The organism is Halorubrum kocurii JCM 14978 (assembly GCF_000337355.1).
In the GTDB taxonomy this organism is placed as follows: domain Archaea; phylum Halobacteriota; class Halobacteria; order Halobacteriales; family Haloferacaceae; genus Halorubrum; species Halorubrum kocurii.
In genome coordinates this window covers 72,140-89,046 of record NZ_AOJH01000037.1, presented here as the reverse complement: position 1 = coordinate 89,046, position 16,907 = coordinate 72,140, and the positions used below count along the sequence as shown (strand labels likewise).

General features: G+C 56.5%; 17 protein-coding genes. 9 read left to right on the top strand and 8 right to left on the bottom strand.

Annotated elements, in window-relative coordinates; all coding sequences use genetic code 11:
• Both C468_RS04935 and C468_RS17515 read left to right on the top strand, forming a co-directional pair.
• On the top strand, positions 1-902 hold a 902-nt coding region (locus C468_RS04935; RefSeq protein WP_008847775.1), incomplete at its 5' end, for an IS110 family transposase.
• 466 nt (positions 903-1,368) lie between these two features.
• The gene (locus C468_RS17515; RefSeq protein WP_080510615.1) at positions 1,369-1,854 is read left to right on the top strand and encodes an HNH endonuclease; all 486 of its coding nucleotides are present in this window, start codon (positions 1,369-1,371) and stop codon (positions 1,852-1,854) included.
• Positions 1,855-2,120: 266 nt separating this feature from the next.
• On the opposite strand, the gene C468_RS04930 is transcribed toward C468_RS17515, so the two are convergent.
• Positions 2,121-2,726, bottom strand: coding sequence for a hypothetical protein (locus C468_RS04930; protein WP_008847774.1), 606 nt, complete (start codon positions 2,724-2,726; stop codon positions 2,121-2,123).
• Between the two features lie 103 nt (positions 2,727-2,829).
• On the opposite strand from C468_RS04930, the gene C468_RS04925 reads away from it, so the two are divergent.
• Together C468_RS04925 and C468_RS04920 are read left to right on the top strand one after the other, a co-directional pair.
• Positions 2,830-3,222 (top strand): hypothetical protein, encoded by a 393-nt coding sequence (locus tag C468_RS04925; RefSeq protein WP_008847773.1) that lies wholly within the window; start codon positions 2,830-2,832, stop codon positions 3,220-3,222.
• A complete protein-coding gene (locus C468_RS04920; protein WP_008847772.1) occupies positions 3,219-4,106 on the top strand; it encodes an SDR family NAD(P)-dependent oxidoreductase in 888 nt (295 codons plus the stop codon). The genes C468_RS04925 and C468_RS04920 overlap by 4 nt, the downstream gene beginning before the upstream one ends.
• Positions 4,107-4,212: 106 nt before the next feature.
• Here the strand turns inward: C468_RS04920 and C468_RS04915 are convergent, their stop codons facing one another.
• From C468_RS04915 to C468_RS04890, 6 genes are all read right to left on the bottom strand, one after another.
• Positions 4,213-4,401 (bottom strand): ribbon-helix-helix domain-containing protein, encoded by a 189-nt coding sequence (locus tag C468_RS04915; RefSeq protein ID WP_008847771.1) that lies wholly within the window; start codon positions 4,399-4,401, stop codon positions 4,213-4,215.
• Positions 4,402-4,582: 181 nt separating this feature from the next.
• Positions 4,583-5,752, bottom strand: a complete 1,170-nt coding sequence (locus C468_RS04910; protein WP_008847770.1) for an ABC transporter ATP-binding protein — start codon at positions 5,750-5,752, stop codon at positions 4,583-4,585.
• A gap of 2 nt (positions 5,753-5,754) precedes the next feature.
• Positions 5,755-6,636, bottom strand: a complete 882-nt coding sequence (locus tag C468_RS04905) for a carbohydrate ABC transporter permease (RefSeq protein ID WP_008847769.1) — start codon at positions 6,634-6,636, stop codon at positions 5,755-5,757.
• Between the two features lies 1 nt (position 6,637).
• A complete protein-coding gene (locus C468_RS04900) occupies positions 6,638-7,522 on the bottom strand; it encodes a carbohydrate ABC transporter permease (protein ID WP_008847768.1) in 885 nt (294 codons plus the stop codon).
• An 18-nt stretch (positions 7,523-7,540) separates the two neighbouring features.
• Positions 7,541-8,728, bottom strand: coding sequence for an ABC transporter substrate-binding protein (locus tag C468_RS04895; RefSeq protein WP_008847767.1), 1,188 nt, complete (start codon positions 8,726-8,728; stop codon positions 7,541-7,543).
• 312 nt (positions 8,729-9,040) lie between these two features.
• On the bottom strand, positions 9,041-10,054 hold the full coding sequence (locus C468_RS04890) for a glycerophosphodiester phosphodiesterase (RefSeq protein ID WP_241430983.1): 1,014 nt from the start codon (positions 10,052-10,054) through the stop codon (positions 9,041-9,043).
• A gap of 344 nt (positions 10,055-10,398) precedes the next feature.
• Between C468_RS04890 and C468_RS04885 the strand changes: the two genes are divergently transcribed.
• Together C468_RS04885 and C468_RS04880 are read left to right on the top strand one after the other, a co-directional pair.
• Positions 10,399-11,394 carry a M48 family metalloprotease gene (locus C468_RS04885; protein ID WP_049912047.1) on the top strand — a complete coding sequence of 332 codons (996 nt, stop codon included), beginning with the start codon at positions 10,399-10,401 and terminating at the stop codon, positions 11,392-11,394.
• Between the two features lie 225 nt (positions 11,395-11,619).
• Positions 11,620-12,867 carry an RNA-guided endonuclease InsQ/TnpB family protein gene (locus C468_RS04880; protein WP_049912045.1) on the top strand — a complete coding sequence of 416 codons (1,248 nt, stop codon included), beginning with the start codon at positions 11,620-11,622 and terminating at the stop codon, positions 12,865-12,867.
• 97 nt (positions 12,868-12,964) lie between these two features.
• Here C468_RS04880 and C468_RS04875 read toward each other — a convergent pair whose 3' ends face one another.
• The gene (locus C468_RS04875) at positions 12,965-14,083 is read right to left on the bottom strand and encodes a hypothetical protein (RefSeq protein ID WP_008847763.1); all 1,119 of its coding nucleotides are present in this window, start codon (positions 14,081-14,083) and stop codon (positions 12,965-12,967) included.
• A gap of 121 nt (positions 14,084-14,204) precedes the next feature.
• Between C468_RS04875 and C468_RS04870 the strand changes: the two genes are divergently transcribed.
• From C468_RS04870 to C468_RS04860, 3 genes are all read left to right on the top strand, one after another.
• The gene (locus C468_RS04870) at positions 14,205-14,963 is read left to right on the top strand and encodes a hypothetical protein (RefSeq protein ID WP_008847762.1); all 759 of its coding nucleotides are present in this window, start codon (positions 14,205-14,207) and stop codon (positions 14,961-14,963) included.
• 127 nt (positions 14,964-15,090) lie between these two features.
• Complete coding sequence (locus C468_RS04865) at positions 15,091-15,915, top strand: IS5 family transposase (RefSeq protein ID WP_008847761.1); 825 nt, start codon at positions 15,091-15,093, stop codon at positions 15,913-15,915.
• 195 nt (positions 15,916-16,110) lie between these two features.
• The gene (locus C468_RS04860) at positions 16,111-16,395 is read left to right on the top strand and encodes a hypothetical protein (protein ID WP_049912043.1); all 285 of its coding nucleotides are present in this window, start codon (positions 16,111-16,113) and stop codon (positions 16,393-16,395) included.
• Positions 16,396-16,907 lie beyond the last annotated feature (512 nt).

The window sequence follows — 16,907 nt, the reverse complement described above, 5'->3', positions numbered from 1 at the left end:
ACCTCGACGACCTCGCCCAGCGGTACGCCGGCGCACAAGCCGTGCTTGAGGCGACCTCCAACTACTACCACATCCACGATACGCTGTCGGAGCACTTGGATGTGACCGTTGCTCATCCCAAAAAGATCAACCAGATTGCAGACACCGACAAGAAAACCGACCGCGTTGACGCCAAAGAACTCGCGCGGATGCTCCGGTTAAATTCGGTGCCTGAAAGCTACGTTCCGACCGAGGAGGTTAGGGAAGCCCGCGCACTCGTGCGCGGGCGACAGACTCTGGTCGAAAACCGTACCAAGTACGCCAACAAGGTCCATGGACTCCTCTCCGATCACGGCATCACCGAAGACGTGAAACCGCTAACCGTGGAGGGACGAGAGTCCCTGCGGGGACTCTCGATCCCGACGCCGTTCGACACGCTGCTCGAGTCGTACCTCGACCTGATCGAGTCGCTCACCGAAGAGATTCAGAAGCTCGATGAGACGATCGAAGAGCGCGCTGGGTCTCTGAAGGAGACCCAGCTGCTCATGACGATTCCCGGTGTGAGTTACTACACTGCGCTGACAATCTACGCGGAGTTAGGTGGGATCGACCGGTTTGACGGTGACAAGGAGGTTGTCAGTTACGTGGGATTGAACCCGGTGATCCGCGAGTCAGGCGACTCGCGGATCGAAGGGGGCATTTCGAAACGTGGATCGGGGCGTGTACGATGGCTGCTCGTCCAAGCAGCAAACACCGCAGTTCATACGAGTAACGACGAGTATCTCAGTCGGTTTTACGACCGGTTAGCAAGCCGGAAGAACTCACAGAAAGCGATCGTGGCAGCAGCTCGGAAGATGCTGGTATCGATCTACCACATGCTTGATCGGAGAGAAGCGTACGATCCACCGGGTGTAACCGCATAGACGAGGGATCTGAGGGCCGCCGGTCCGGCGGCCCTCAGTGGCCGGCCGAGGCCCTCCGTGAGCGTCAGCTATCGCCAGACAGCGACCGCACCGCAGACACGTTCCGACCGCCTACCGGCTGTGAAAACAGCAGATCCCCAGACGGCGTAATCATTTTGTCGCTAGACGTGGTTTGCCCGGGTAGCAGCGTTTCCATAGGTGAAATNGGCTGTGAAAACAGCAGATCCCCAGACGGCGTAATCATTTTGTCGCTAGACGTGGTTTGCCCGGGTAGCAGCGTTTCCATAGGTGAAATTCTTAAGAGCTGATGAAATCGACGTGCGAGATACAGAGGATGAATACAGTACAATGGCTACATTCATTCTATTTCTGACCTACCGAATCGCCTGTAGTACTCGAAATTTGTATTGACCGGCGAAAATCCCACCTGAACAGTTATGCTACTCTGATTACCAAATATTCCACGATGAGTAAACACGTATGTCCGTCCTGTGGACGAGATGATTTCGTTCATGAACGAGATATGAAAGCACACCATACAATTTCTCATGGAGAGAAACTCGTCGACTATACCAACCCAAGAGAGTGCCCGACGTGCGGGGAGGTGTTTGCCAACGAGGGAGGGATGCGCGCACACCACAAAATAGTCCACTCCGAGAGCATCGCAGAAACCAGACGACTGCCTCAATCACTACGCGAACGGGTCATCAAGCGAGACGAACAAAAATGTCAACGATGTGGTGACGTAGTTACCCCCACTGATGAGGATGGCCCCTCCTTCGAAGTACATCATATTATTCCGTTTTCAGCTGGTGGCCCTGACCATGTTGACAATCTCATCGTTCTCTGTCGTGATTGTCATACTGCGGCACACTCACGCGTGAAGCAGATAGTCGATGAACGCCCGGATCTTCTTGAAGATCTCCAAGAGTTCGTGCTTGACAACGGTTAATAGTGCGACGACTGGGCCAACTGCCAGAGTAACGGACTTCACATATCTCCCATCACCGTACTTGTATCCGGTACTGACTGATTCGAACAGACAATCTTCTTCAAACTCTCAGCGGGAGATACGCGCTCTGTATTCAGCACGGCTCCAAGAAGACATCACCGGGTGAGGATTTCAACAGGACCTATCTCGTCGAAACCAGAGTCACCGAACAGTTCCGTGAGACGGGTATAGACTGTGCTTGTCTATGGGCGATTGTAGGCATCCGATTATATCTGAGGCGTCTTCCTATCGAACAGAGATGTGAATTTGACTAGAAGAACCAACACGATGGCGAGTCCGAGGGTCGGGTATTCGACCGTGACCACCAGCCATTTCGCCGATTGGGTGGTGTTCATCAAGCTTATGAGAACGGTGGGATAGCTATCGGGGTTTGAGTAGATCAGGATAACCCAGAAATTCTCCAATGAATCGAGGAGCCGTGAACAAACAGTCAGCACCATCCCGAGCTTCGGAATTAGCACTAGACGGTCGTCGAACGACAGTCGCTGCATCACGAGTGAATGGAGCGAGAAAAAGAGAAAGAACCCAGCGACAATAAAGAGGTAATCGAGCATAGAGAGGAGAACAACCGAATCCATGATCGGCTCGAATGCCTGTAAGATGGTGTCTACGCCGGTTCGATTTGTTGACTCCTGTAGGTCTGCGGTCGAATAACCGGATGTTTCGATTTCCCTCGTGACCGGGATAAATCCGAAAATAATGGTTCCGACGAACATACAGAAGGAGATGATTGCGACCACGCCATGCGTTCTAGAAGAGCCGGCCTCCGCGTAGGCTTCGACCGGCCGAAAGACGCTGATATCTCTTCGCATGTTTGCGACGGCGCTGGCGGTAATTTAGTGGCCGCAATGATAAAGTGAGGAGTCCATTCTGCTGGCACCGACTCTTAAGCTACGTCAGATTGAAAAACCGCGTATGCTACGGCGGTTTCTCGGTGCGCTCGGTGTTCTCACGACGCTCGTTCCGGATCGGATCGTGGACGTATTCGAGGGGATTGCGGTCGAGAACCCTGAGGAAAACACCGTCCATCCGTGGTTTAATCCCCTGATTCGGGCTGAAGGAGTCGTTATCACACTCGCTGCGCTCCGTGGCGGCCGCCTCTACGCGTGGCTGATGAATGTCACCGGAATCTTTGGTGCCGTCTTGCTTTTCATCCCGCGACTGTACGAGCACATCGCGGGGTCGCTCGTGTACGAAGACCCTGAGTCAGTGGAGTGGAACGAACACCTCACCGATGGTGTCCGCGTGATCGGCGCTGTGTACGTGCTCCTCGCGCTCTTGGACCGTCGGCGTCGAAACGGGAGATGACCGACGATCTCTCTGACCGCACGATCCTTCTCACAGGCGGAACGAGCGGATTCGGACGGGTGGCAGCGGTTGACCTCGCAAACCGAGGTGCGACCGTCGTAGTCGTCGGCCGCGACGAGTCGAAGGGGGTAACTCTCGTAGAACGGTCCAAAGACTTTGTCGGAACAATCGCGTTCCATCAGGCCGATCTCGCCTCCCAATCTACCGTTCGGTCCCTCGCAGCAACCGTGAAACGCGAGTACGACCGGATCGACGTCCTCGCTCACAACGCCGGACTCTCAGCCGGATCACGGCGTGAGAGTCCGGACGGAATCGAACTCACGCTCGCGGTGAACCACTTGGCCCCCTACCTCCTGACATACGAATTGCTCGACCACCTCCGTGACGCACCCGATCCGCGTGTTGTCGTTACTGCTTCGGACATCCACCGGCGGGCGACACTCGATCTCGACGACCTCCAACTGACGGGCGGGTACGACTCACTCGACGCGTACGCCCGCTCGAAGCTGGCGAACATCGCGTTCACGGTCGAACTTGATGCCCGTCTCCCGGACGACGCCGCAGTCACGGTCAACTGCGTTCATCCGGGGTTCGTTCCGTCAACGAACCTGTTCCGGGAGGCGTCGCTCCGAACGCGGCTGCTGGTTCGGATCGCCGGGATGGTTCCGGGTGTCGCCACCTCAAAACGGGCGGCCGCCGAACGCCTCCAAACACTTCTCGTGGGCCCTCGGTATGGCTCCGTAAGTGGCCAATACGTCGGCAGCGATGGTCCCGAAGACCCCGCTCCCGAGGCCACGAACCAAGCGGTTCGACGGCGACTCTGGCAGATAAGTGCCGAGCTGGTCGACATTACACCCGACTGGCCGGCATCGACCACGAACTAGCAACTGGTAGCATGCTCTCTCCCTGCTTCTGACGTATCTGTACTTCTCAGAGGAGCGTCGCTCGTGGGACTGCCTAAGCGCACGCTGAGTTTTCTCGCAGGGACAACTAATGAGATTCAGATTCATCCGTCTCAACCCGTCCGTGTCGTCTATCGATATCATCGAGCATGTCGAGCGTTTTCCGGATCGATGCCCGAACTGCGTCGCTTCGGTTGACGAACTTTCCCTCGTCACCAACGTGCTCGTCGAGGTCATCAAGCAATTCCTGGGGAATCTCGACGCTGACCTTCGGCATGTGTTCGTATTCGCAGAGGAATATCTTCAGCGTGTCGCACAGCACACCCAACAGCCCAATATTGTCTGGTACGGAAATAATACCGACGCTACTCGTAACAGTAGTTGGTTTTGTGATGATTTGTCGTGACCTAGATTGAATGAATATCCTGTCACACAGTATACTATTTCTTCTCGGATCGCTATTTCGAAACTTGGGACACTACCTGTTCATCGGATGGGAGATGTAACCCTGAGTGATAGAACGCTTCTCCGGTCTTATCTTCGAACAAATGAAGCCGCGCAGGGTCGTACGTGACGGACACCGTGTCACCGGCATGAACTTCTGTTCGCGGCTCTGCCTGTATGTTACACGCTGTGGCTCCGATTGAACAGTGTAAGAGCAAACTGTCTCCGAGCGGTTCTCGAACGTTTACCTCGGCGTCTATCGTCGGTAACCCGTCATCTGTCTGTACATCCGAGAGGCGGAAATCCTCCGGGCGAATGCCGAGAATCGCGTGCCGGGCGTCACTAATCCGCGTGTCCCCAGCTCCGTTCCGCTCAGTCGAGGGTGAGTCGTCGCCGGACGGAAGCGGAAGGGTAAACGCGTCGTGGACGGCGTGACCGTTCTCGATATCGACGGGGATCATATTCATCGCCGGGTCGCCGATGAACTCCGCAACAAACCGGTTCGCCGGGAAGTCGTACAACACCTGCGGCTCATCGACCTGCATGATCTGCCCGTCGTTCATCACGACGACTCGCTCTCCGAGCGTCATCGCTTCGGTCTGGTCATGAGTGACATAGACAGTCGTCGTCTCAAGCGCAGAGTGAAGTCGAGCAAGCTCAGCACGCATTTGGATTCGGAGTTTCGCGTCGAGATTACTCAGCGGCTCATCCATCAGGAAGACGTCCGGATCACGGACGATGGCGCGGCCGAGCGCAACGCGCTGCCGTTCACCACCGGACATCGCCTCCGGTTTCCGATCGAGTAAGTCTTCGATATCGAGGGTTTCGGCCGCGTCTTCTACCCGGCTCTCGATCTCCGCATCGGAAAAATCACCGCTCGATTTCATTCCGAAGGTAATGTTTCGCCGCCCAGTCATGTGGGGATACAACGCGTAGTTCTGAAACACCATCGCCACGTTCCGATTTTTGGGCTCGACGCCGGTGACGTCTCGATTTCCCATCTCAATCCGGCCGTCAGTCGTCGGTTCAAGCCCCGCAAGCAGCCGCAACGTCGTGCTTTTGCCACACCCGCTCGGACCGACGACAACGAGAAACTCTCCGTCCTCGATTTCGAGATCAATGCTATTGACGGCGACGACATCGCCGAACGATTTTTGTAGGTTCTGTAGTGTTACGGTTGTCATTGTTATTTTTGTTGGATGCTGAACGTCTCTAACAGTGGTTTACGGAACACGATCATCAGCAGTAGCGGTGGTAGCAGGGTTAGCGTCGAGCCGGCCATCACGAGCGACCACGAGAGCTGCCCGCCCTGAACGTCGCCCTGTAGCAGTTGGAGTCCGACCTGAGCGACTTGATTGGCTTCGGAGTCGATGATGATCAGCGGCCAGAGGTACTGATTCCACGCGTAGACGAACATGATGATAGAGACGCCGACGAGGACGCCTTTTGACATCGGCAACAGCACAAACAGCATGAATCGGAGCGGCCCGACACCGTCGATTTTCGCCGTTTCGACGATCGATGTCGGAATCGATAGGAAGTGCTGACGGAGGATGAACACCGTCGTAGCGCTGGCGATGTACGGAACGGTAATAGCGAGGATCGTGTTGCTCCACCCGAGATCGTTCATGAGTTGGAACAGTGGGATGAACCGAACGGGGACGGGCAACAACAGCGTAAACAGGATGAACAGGAACACGAGGTCCTTGTACGGGACTCGATAGTAGACAATCGCCATCGCCGCGAACACGGAGACAATGAGCTTCCCGACGACGATCACGAGCGACATCGCCAGTGAGTTCCACATGAATCGGCCGAACTGGTAATCGACCAGTGCCTCGCGGTAGTTCTCGACGGCGTAGCTCCCAGGTAGCAGATCGCCGAGGCTCGTCACCACGCCTGTCTCTTTGGTACTGACGATCACCGCGACGACAATCGGGAACACCACGACCAATACGAGGAACCACAGTTGGAGGTGCGTCCCGGGACGCACATCGTGGGTGGTTTCTGTTTGGTTCCCTCTAAGCGCGTTGGCCTGTCGCTTCGCGTATTGGAGTAGTTGGACCATTTTAGCCACCGTAGTAGGAGTATTCTTCAGTCACACGGAACTGTACGAGCATCAGTACGCCGACGACGAGGAACAACACGACGGACTTCGTCGAGGCGACGCCGAAATTGAAGAAGGAGAATCCTTCCTGATACAGGTCGAAGATCAAGATGTTCGTCGCGTTCGACGGCCCACCGCTCGTGAGTAGATCCACGAACGCGAACGTACCGAAGAACGCATAGATGGTGTTGATGATGACGAGGAAAAACAGCGTCGGCGTCATTATCGGTACGTACACGGACAAGAGCCGTCGGATCCCACTCACACCGTCAAGTTCCGCCGTCTCTGTGAGCGTGTCCGGGATGTTGTTCATCGCCGCAATCATGAAGATCACGTTGTAACCGATCTGTTTCCATATCGCTGCGAGCGCGACGACGACGAACGCCTGGGGGCCGTTGTTGAACCAGTCGACGTCAATTCCGAGCGCCTCGACCGGACCGGTCAACACGCCCAGTGTCGGATGTGCGATGAACAGGAAAACGAGCGCACCGACCGCGGGTGGAAGAGCGTACGGCCAGATTACGGAGATCAGGTACAGCCCCTGGCCGGTGTCAACCTCGTGGATGAGAAACGTGAGATATAGCGAGACGGAGATGACGCCGGCCACCACGACAGCAGCAAACAGTATTGAGAGAAGTAGACTCGAATGATATCCCGAGTCAGCCAGAAGTGTAACGTAGTTTTCCATGCCGACAAACTCGTCTACCTGCCCGAAACTTGAGTCGAAGAAGCTAGTTCGCACGGCGAGCGCTGTCGGATAGTACAGGAAGACAATCGAGACGAGCAGGGTCGGCAACAGCAGCAACCCGGACTCGATCCGGCTGTCAAAAATTTCGCGTGTGGACATGGGTGTGTGACTCCGCGGTCAGTTGTAGTACTCAGTCAGCACGTCGTCCACGTCGGTCTTGAGCGCCTCAATCTCGGCATCGATGCTGTCGGCGTTCAAAATGTCTACCGACTTGTTTTGGATGACCGTTTGGACATTCCGCGCCGGACCGAGCAGCGCCCGCTTGGTCGCCGGGTCGCTCGCATCGCCGTTTTGCAGCTGATCGAGCGCAACCTGGTACATCGGATTCTCTTCGAACCAGCCCTCCTCATCGAGCGCGTCGACCGACGGCTGCGTGATCGGGTAGTAGCCCGACCCCTTGTGCCACTCCGTTTGGACCTCCGGCCGAGACATGTATTCGAGCAACTGCCCGATTTCTTCATATCGTTCTTCAGGCAATCCGTCGGGGACGTAAAACGAAGCACCGCCAATCACCGGGCCGACACGGGTTTCGCTGATACTCGGATACGGCGCGGCACCGACGGTGAAGTCCTCAGAGTCAGCGATGAGCCCTGCGACAGAGGCGGTGCTAGTGAGTACCATCGCGGCTTCCTGTTCGATGAACAGCGACGTCGCCTCGCCCCACGCCTCGATCCCCGGGTTCGTGTAGAGGCCGTCGTCAGACATGCCCTTCCACCAGTCGTAGAGGTCGTAGGCCGCATCAGGGGTCCGGAATTCCGATGGCTCCCCGGCGTGGCCGTTTTCTGCATCGGTCAAGAGTTCGCCCTCGAACCCGTACCACGTCTCGACGAACCAAACGTGATTCGGCCATGTGATCCCGTACTGCGTCACGCCCTGGTCAACGAGCTGTTCCGAGGCGCTGCGGACTTCCGCCAGTGTCTGCGGCGGATCATCGGGATCGAGTCCGGCCTCCTCGAACGCGTCCCGGTTGATGTACATAATCGCGTTCGAGTTGTTGAACGGGAGCGAGGTGAGCTCGCCGTCCACGGTGAAGAACTCCGCGACGTTGTCGAGGAAAATGTCGGCGTCGAAATCATCGGGAAGAATCTCCTCGACCGGCCGCACCTGATCGGTGTCGAGCACTTGCTGCGCGAACAGCGAGTCGACCTGCAGCATGTCCGAGACATTCCCGGAGTCAAACGCCGAGAGGGTGTTCGTGAGGACGTTCTCGTAGGAGTCCTGAAACTCCATGTTCACGCCCGTCTCGAACTCTTCTTCGAAGTTCGTCCCGATCTGATTCAGGGTCTCACCGTTTGTTCCACCCATCGCATGCCATACGGTGAGTTCCTCGTTGATCGGTGAGAACTGTGCGCCACCACCGCTACTGTTTCCGCCTAAACATCCCGCAAGGCCGCTCGCTGCCGCGAGCGCGGCACCAGTTGTCGTAAGTGTGTTTCGCCGTGAGATCCCAGCCGGCTTCTTGGCATGTGGCGCCATACATATCTGAAGAAACAAAATCCACTGATAACTGCTGCTAATAGTAATATATGTCAACGTATATTGGATAGCAGAGATATATATTACTCTATGCGACTCGATACCAACCACGAGTCGCTAGGGCTAGTATCGGCCGAACGCTCACTTTGGGAGAACGGTAGAGTAGTCAGCGATGAGCCCGTTGACCCCTGCGTCGAGGAGGCGATCGGCCTGATACCACGATTCGACGGTCCAAACGTTGACATCCCATCCGTGGCGCTGCGCCGTTCGCACCAAATCTGTCTCACCGAAGCGTCCGTGGTCGAAGAACGGAGTGTTACGGATCATCGCTACGGGTGGATGGATCGCATCGGCGTCGTACGCCTCGGCAATTGCGACCCCATCGTCGACTGACTCCCAGAGGATCGGTGCGACAGACGCCGTTGACTGTTCAGCTACGACGGCAAGCGCTGCTTCATAGAACGACGAAAAGAGAATCTCGTGGTCGTGGGTACTTACGATGTCGACGACGCGGTCAATGAAGGGACGCCAGACCGCTTTCTGAGCGTCGAGCGCCTCGCCGGACAGTTTTTCGCCAAATCGGAGGGAAGTACTCCCAGGATTCTTCAACTCGATATTTACACCGACAGCCGACGGGATCGACTCGAGTAATTCTCCTAGCCGCGGAACCGTTTCCCCACTTTGGAGCACCTCCGCGCTGGTGACTGTTTCTGTATCTGTTTCCCAAACAACGCCCGATGTCTCGGTAATTCCCATTCCCTCACCGTCGCGGCCTGCAAGGTCGTCATCGTGAAACACCACGACATCGCCGTCGGCGGTCGGGATGACATCAATCTCAACAAAATCAGCCTGTCGACCAGGCCCGTTCTCTCGGGTCGCTGCCCGCGCAGCTAGACGCGTATTTTCCGGGTTCTCTCCCGCAAAGCCCCGATGAGCGATCAGCGTCGGATCTGTCGTGGGCTCGGGAGAACTCTGTTCGATCGGAGTCGCAGTTCCACCATCGGTTCGAGGGAGTGAGACAGATGTAAGCCCAACAGCTCCCGCAGCAACGGTCGCAGCACCCAGTAATAGAGCTCGCCGCCGAGAATTAAGCGCTGTGAAGAGCCTCTCGTTTATGACTCGCTCAGCGAACTGAGGTAGCCCGTCAGCTACCATTCCTGGGTCTCTTCGCAGATCGCTGGTGGATTCGATAGTCCGTACCGAAATGGCCGATCCACAAACCGGATTCGTATGGGGGTAGGTGCTGAGCACAGATTCGTAAGGGGGTGCTACGTAGATAGCCGCTGGTATGTGAGCTATTGAGCGGTATGTATGCTCAGTCCTGCTGAAATCCGCTTGTTCAGAGACAAAACTGAATGAAATAGCCGATCAATGAGACTGTTGTATTGACCGCGACTGAGACAAATAATCGCTTTCTAAGGATTTCAACAGAACCGACTGTTGGGAAGACAATCATAGCAAACCGAACTTACTACTGTGTCTCAAACCATCGGAAACCCATGCCCTCTCGACGGTGGTCGCTTCCCGTTCAGATGACCGTTACAATTCTTGGTATGGTGGCTGTCACGATCGCGTTTCTCTGTGGGATTTGGGCTGTTCTCTACGGTGTACTTTCGTTTCTTGATATCTCAGAAGCGTCATCGATCGCCGGAGGACTCACTGCGTTGATCGTGGTGACGATCGGCTACCTCGAATACAAACAGGTCGACACGATCGAACGGCTCGCTGACGCCGACCGCATCGACGAGGAGGCCGAGCCCGAGCTGTACGAGTTGGTGACCCGCGTCGCAGCACAACTCGACGTCCCCGTTCCGACGATCGCCCTTTCGGATCGACAGACTCCTGAAGCATTGGCTGTCGGATTCCGTCCGGAAAACGTCCATCTCGTCCTCTCCCGCGGGACGCTCGACACGATCGACGGACGTGCCGAACTTGAAGCGGTCGTCGCTCACGAACTCGCGCACGTGAAAAATCGGGATGCGATGGTGATGACGGCCGTGTCACTCCCCGTGATCCTCGCTCGCGGACTCGGGACGCGACTTGCCGACATCGAAAATCCGGGTGGAGCTGCGATCCTCATCGTTCCACTTGGGTTCGTCTCGACGCTCATCTGGGGAACGGGGAAAGCGATGACTGCCCGACTCTCCCGGGCGCGAGAACAAGCCGCAGATCGAGCCGCCGTTGCGGTGACTGGCTCACCTGCGGTGCTTGCGACTGCGCTCACGAAACTCGACCGGAGCATTTCAGATACGCCGAATCGGGACCTACGCGAGGTGTCGGGGATTTCGTCGCTCTCGATCCTCCCGCTCGAACCGGAAGAGTTGGAGAAAGTGATGCTCGGTCCGGACGGGAACAGAGAGCCGTCGTACTGGTGGCTGCGAAAACGGCTGTATCGGTTCGAACGCTGGCTGTTCCGGACGCATCCGCCGACAGATGACCGGATCGAACAGCTCGCAGCATACGAGCGACAACAGGACCGACGTTCACCGTCTTAGCGACAGCCGTTACCGTCTGATCCTGGTCTAATTCCGCACAAGCGGTTACTGTGGGGGTTCGGGTTCAGCGTTTTCGAGGTGCAGCCTCCGGCCTCAAGGAGCGACCGAAGCGTAGCAAAGGGAGTGAGTAGGCCGGAGAGGAAACCGACATGGTACGACACAACCGGCATACTGCGACCGACTGACTCCCAAGCGTATAAGTACCGTCAGGTACTCTCTGAAGTTATGGACGTGCGTCGAACTGCCGTCGTGAAACTCGACCTTTCCGACGAGCAACGTGATGTACTCCACCGAACTGCCGAGCAATACCTGTATTGCGCGAACCGAACCGCCGACTACTGTTGGTCCGACACCACCTACACTGAGTGCAGAACCAACAAGAGACAGGTTCGTGACGCACTCTACTCCGAACTTCGAGAGGGGACAGACCTACAGGCACAACTCGTCCAAGCCGCCATCAAACGCGCCGTCGAAGCCGTCAAAGCGTGTGTCGAACGGTGGAAGAAAGGGCAGCGTGTCTCTTGTCCGACGTTTACCGCTGAAACGATGGACTACGACGCACGGAGCGCGACCTTCTACCGCAACAAGGTATCGCTGGCAACCGTCGAGGGGCGGGTAGAACCATCGTTCGTTCTCCCGGCAGACAGCCCGACGCCCTACGAGCGGTACGTTCTCTCCGAGGACTACGAGTTCCGCGAAAGTACGGTTCGATACGATGCGGTGGACGACGAGTTCTACATCCAACTCTCGACGCGGCGGATAGACGGTGACGTAGAGGTTTCGGAAGATACCGGGCACCCCGACCAAACGGTCCTCGGTATCGACCTCGGCGTCAACTCGTTGGCAGTCTCCTCGACCGGTACATTCTGGCAGGGAGACAACTACGACCACTGGTGCCGTGAGTTTGAGAAGCGGCGTGGTGAGATGCAACAGCGCGGCACACAAGCCGCGCACAACGCCTTGCTTCGCCTCGGGAAGCGCGAAGAAGCGTGGCGGAAACAGTACATCCACACGGTCGCTAACGAACTTGTCGCGGAAGCTGTCGAACACGACTGCGACGTTATTGTGTTCGAGGAGTTGACCGACATTCGAGAGCGGCTTCCGCAGGCGAAGTGGCACCACGTTTGGGCGTTCCGACGCCTCTACGAGTACGTCTCCTACAAAGCGCCCGAACAGGGGGTTTCCGTGGAGCAGGTCGAGCCGAACCACACATCTCAACGCTGTTCTCGGACGGATTGTGGGTTCACGCACGAGGACAACCGCCACGGAGAACACTTCTGTTGCCAGAAGTGTGGCTACGAGGTGAACGCGGATTACAACGGTGCGAAGAATATCGGGCTACGGTACGCCCGAAAGCGGACACACAGACTCCGTTCCTCGCCCAAGTCGGGGAGCGGAGACGCAGAAGTAGACCTGCGTGTGAATGGTGGGACGTTGAACGGCGAGAGTCACCGGCCTATTGCTGGTGACTGATTGCCGGGAGTTCACATCAAAGCCCCACCCTCAAGGACCGAGGCGCGTATGCGCCGAGGGAGTAGGGTGGGGTAGTTTACTGTCCAACTCCCGCGGACTACGACACGAGATCGATCGCCTGCTCGGTCAGCCGATAGCGGTACGCTGGCCGGACGAACACGATCTGTCCGTAGTCTTCCGACTTCGTCACTTCTTCAGAGGATTCGATCGCTTCGACAGCCGTATTGAGCCGCTCCACCGGGTCACCGGACCGCAGGTACTCAATCGTCTGTTCTGGTTCGATACCGAATTCCGCGGCAAGGATACTTCGAATTGTTCGCCCGGCACCGTCGGCGACGGCGACGGACGGTGCTGAGACACGAGCCTGTGGTCCGTCTTGCTCCGCAGCGTCCTCGGAAAGCGCTGTGACCTGTAGTTCGTCGTCGATATGCGCGATGAGGGCATTCAAATTCGCTTCAGCTTCCTCAGTCACCTGCCCGTTCACGATGTCGTCAAGCCGCTCGCTGATCGCAAAGACGTCCGGTCCGGGCGGCGCAGTCTGCGCAAGGATTCCGATATCCACGAGGTGGTTGAGCACCGTTCGCGGTTGGTACTCGATATCAACAGCAAGCGAGTCGATCAGCTCTGCTCGCTTGATCCCCTCTGCTTCGGAATCGATACCTGCGTTGTAGAACGCTTTTGCCACTGTTACCTGGTCGTCGACGCTGTGGGTGCTCTCGTTCCGCTCGCGGATATACTGCTCCAAGCGGTCGAACTCGGTGTCGTCACCCGCGTCAATTGTGAGCGCGTCGAGGACTGCGTCTGGGAGTTCCGGACGTGATGCGTCACGGTGCCGTTGGGCTTTCTCAGAAAGCCGCGTATTATCGTAGAGGGCACGCGCGACGGGGAGTCCGCGGAGATATTTGTACTCATAGAGAATCTCCACACCGTGTTCAGTCAGGCCGTAGAACTGCGAGGGGAGATCGCGCGCGTCCTCATTCGGCGGGTGCTGATAGCAGTCGATAATATCGTTGTCCCTGAGTACCTCCACTTGGTCCCGGATTGCGGCCTTGTTCTTTGGCATCATGTAGGCCAGCTCGTCGAGTGACGGGAGATGCTCCGGGTGTCCAAGAATGAACTGTAGGATTAGGTGTCGCGTTTCCTGTGACAGGAGGTCGTAGATCTGCCGCTGCTCTTCGAACGGCCCGTCACCCGTCGCGGCAGAGGTGTCGCTCATACTGTCGCTTAAGCATACCTCGACGATGCGAATAATACTTTGGGTCAACCAATGTGGTAAATCAGTAGATATACCATATTAGTTAGCAAGCTATTTGCTTCCTCGTCGAGGAACCCACAGTATGGCTGATCCCGGTCCGCCCCCAAATGCGGCAGAGATCATGGAGAGCGTGAACGATGCGCTCCAAGGTCTCGAACTCGAACCGCACGAAACATCGGATATACTGGGGTTTGCCAACCAAGAACTTCCACACCTCCATACCCCCGAAGACTCGTATTTCATCCTCGGCAGTTACCGCGATCCGTATCTCCGACGGCTTCGTATTGTTCAGAACGAACTCGACAAGCGGCTCGGTACGTACCCGTTCTTGATGGGTGATCTCCCGGAGTTGGATCTCGATCGGCTTCCGGTGTTTCGCATTCGATTCACTCTCCTCGCTACGCATGCCGACACAATTGTCGCTGTGTATGAACAGGACGCCGGCGGTGAAGTCACCGAACTTGGGAAAATCAGTACCACGCCGTATTTCGACAAATCGTACGTGCTACCGCGGGACTACACATGGATGACCGAACAGCACCTCGACACGGAAGCCGATGTCATCGCAGCAGCTGCGACTATTTATTTCAACGACGATCTCGACGACGCTGCCATCGAAGATGAGATCGACTCGCTCACCACTGCCGCCACCAAGAACAATATCGATCTCACAGCAGCGGCGGTCATCGACCGATTGGCGGATCGAGAAGACAGCGAGCACGCACCGGTCTCATACAGCTGGGTCCACCTCAACGAATTCCGTCTCTTCGAACTCCACGACCGGTGCTTCGCATGGTCTACCCCAGATGGGCTCCGTGATTCCGTTGATGAAGTTCCGTAGTGGGGCAACAAGTTCGTCAAACTCTATACAGTGATTACAGCCCAGTTTCATCTGCTGTGTTGAATAGCGATCTTATCGACTTGTATCACGGGGTAGAAGGACGAAGCCGAGGAAATCGATTCTGTCCATGGAAGTCGATCTCCTCGACTTCGTTGAGCAGTGTCGTCGCCTAGTCAAACAAGCGTTGGGAAAGCACGCGGGCGAACCCGCCAGCGGCGGGTTTGCCCGCTGGAAACACGTTGTGCTACACTGTTTTCGGCTCGAAGACGGCCACAGCTATCGTGAAACGCCGAATCGGCTGAAGTACATGGCTGAGATTCGTAACGTCCTCGGCTTAGATCGAGACGATCTCCCAGACTACAGTACGATCTACAAATCGTTTGATCGCCTGAAAATGTGGGTATGGCGGGTGCTGCTGCGCGGAAACGCGCAGCAGCACCCGCAGTCTGGCCACGCCGCTCTCGACAGCACGTTCTTCGATCGCCGACGTGCGTCATCGTACTTTCGTCAGCGGGCAGGACGGACGATACAGACGCTGAAAGTGACGACATTGACTGATGTGGAATCGCTTGCCGTTCTTGATGTTCACATCGCAGCTCGGTGGAAGCATGATACGAAGACTGGACCGCAGGTCGTCCGCCGAAACGCGGACGACCTGCAGTCTGTCGCCGCCGACAACGGCTTCCAAGACTGGCATACCGAGTACGAAATCGCCGCACATGACCTTGAGTACCTTGTTCATTACCGCGGCTCGTCAGCGAACGCAGCTGCGAATAACGCACTCAACCGAGCGAAGGGCTACTCTCAGCGGTGGATGGCCGAAACATCGTACTCGACAACGAAGCGCTCGCTCGGCGACGCCGTGCGAGCGCTGGGCTGGTATCGGCAGTTCCGTGAAATCGTCTTGATGTTCGCCATCACCAACATAGAACCACTGTGTGAGCCGCTGTAACCGTGACTCAGCATCTATTCAACACAGCAGTTTCATCTACATCTGTCACCAACACACTTCGATCGTGTTAGAGATCTTGTGCGAGATACAGAAGCTGCGTGCGGGATGGACAAGGGTCGCAAGCCCGAACCGTTGGAAACGTCTCACCGCAATTGAGTAGGAACTTTGAGGGGGATAAGCGGAGAGTGGAGAGTCATGAGTCCGACCGTCCAAGAACTTCAAAACGCGATTCGAGTGGCGACGGGCCGCTTCGAACGGGAAATCAAGGCGTCGTTCACGAAGGAGGAGCTCCAAGCGATTTGTGAGGCACTCGGAGTCGATGGCAGCGAGGCGGGGCAATCTTCAACACCGCAGATGCGCCGACTCATCCGGGCGCACGTCGGCATCGCAGAGTCGCCCGAGGCGGCCGACGACTCCACCTTCCGGAAGGCTGATCTCCAAGCGGTTGCTGACGGAGTCGGAGCATCATTCGAATCGTAGCCGACAGTCGCCCAATCAATCTGGCTGCTGCTGTTTACGGCCTGACTCCTCGAGTGAGATCGGCTTCTCTTGACCGACTCGCTCCCTGTATCTCACACAAAATCACCAATCCAATCTGTAGGTTTATTAGCAGAGCATTCGCACTCATCAGCGACTAGCAGTTCAGACAATGATCTGTCTGAAGAATACTGAGGTATCCCGAACGCGGCAGTCTACTCTGAAATCTGAAAGCGCTCTATCTCATCTGATCCACAGTTGGGACACTCATCTGCGCCCGACGCAAGATTCTCACCGCACTGGCGGCACTCCACGACTACCTCTGTCCCGTCACCAGGCAGTAGCCGAGTAAGTACTGTGCGGACACTCATGGGTTCCAACGTTTTGGTGGCTGTGAGTTAATGCTACTGGTGATCTGTGTTCTCCGGAAATTCTGTGCGTTCGACCCGCAAAGCCGCCAAAGGCTTAGGTTCTCTCCCGAGTGAAATTCATTTGGAAGGAACGCTGTCACACGC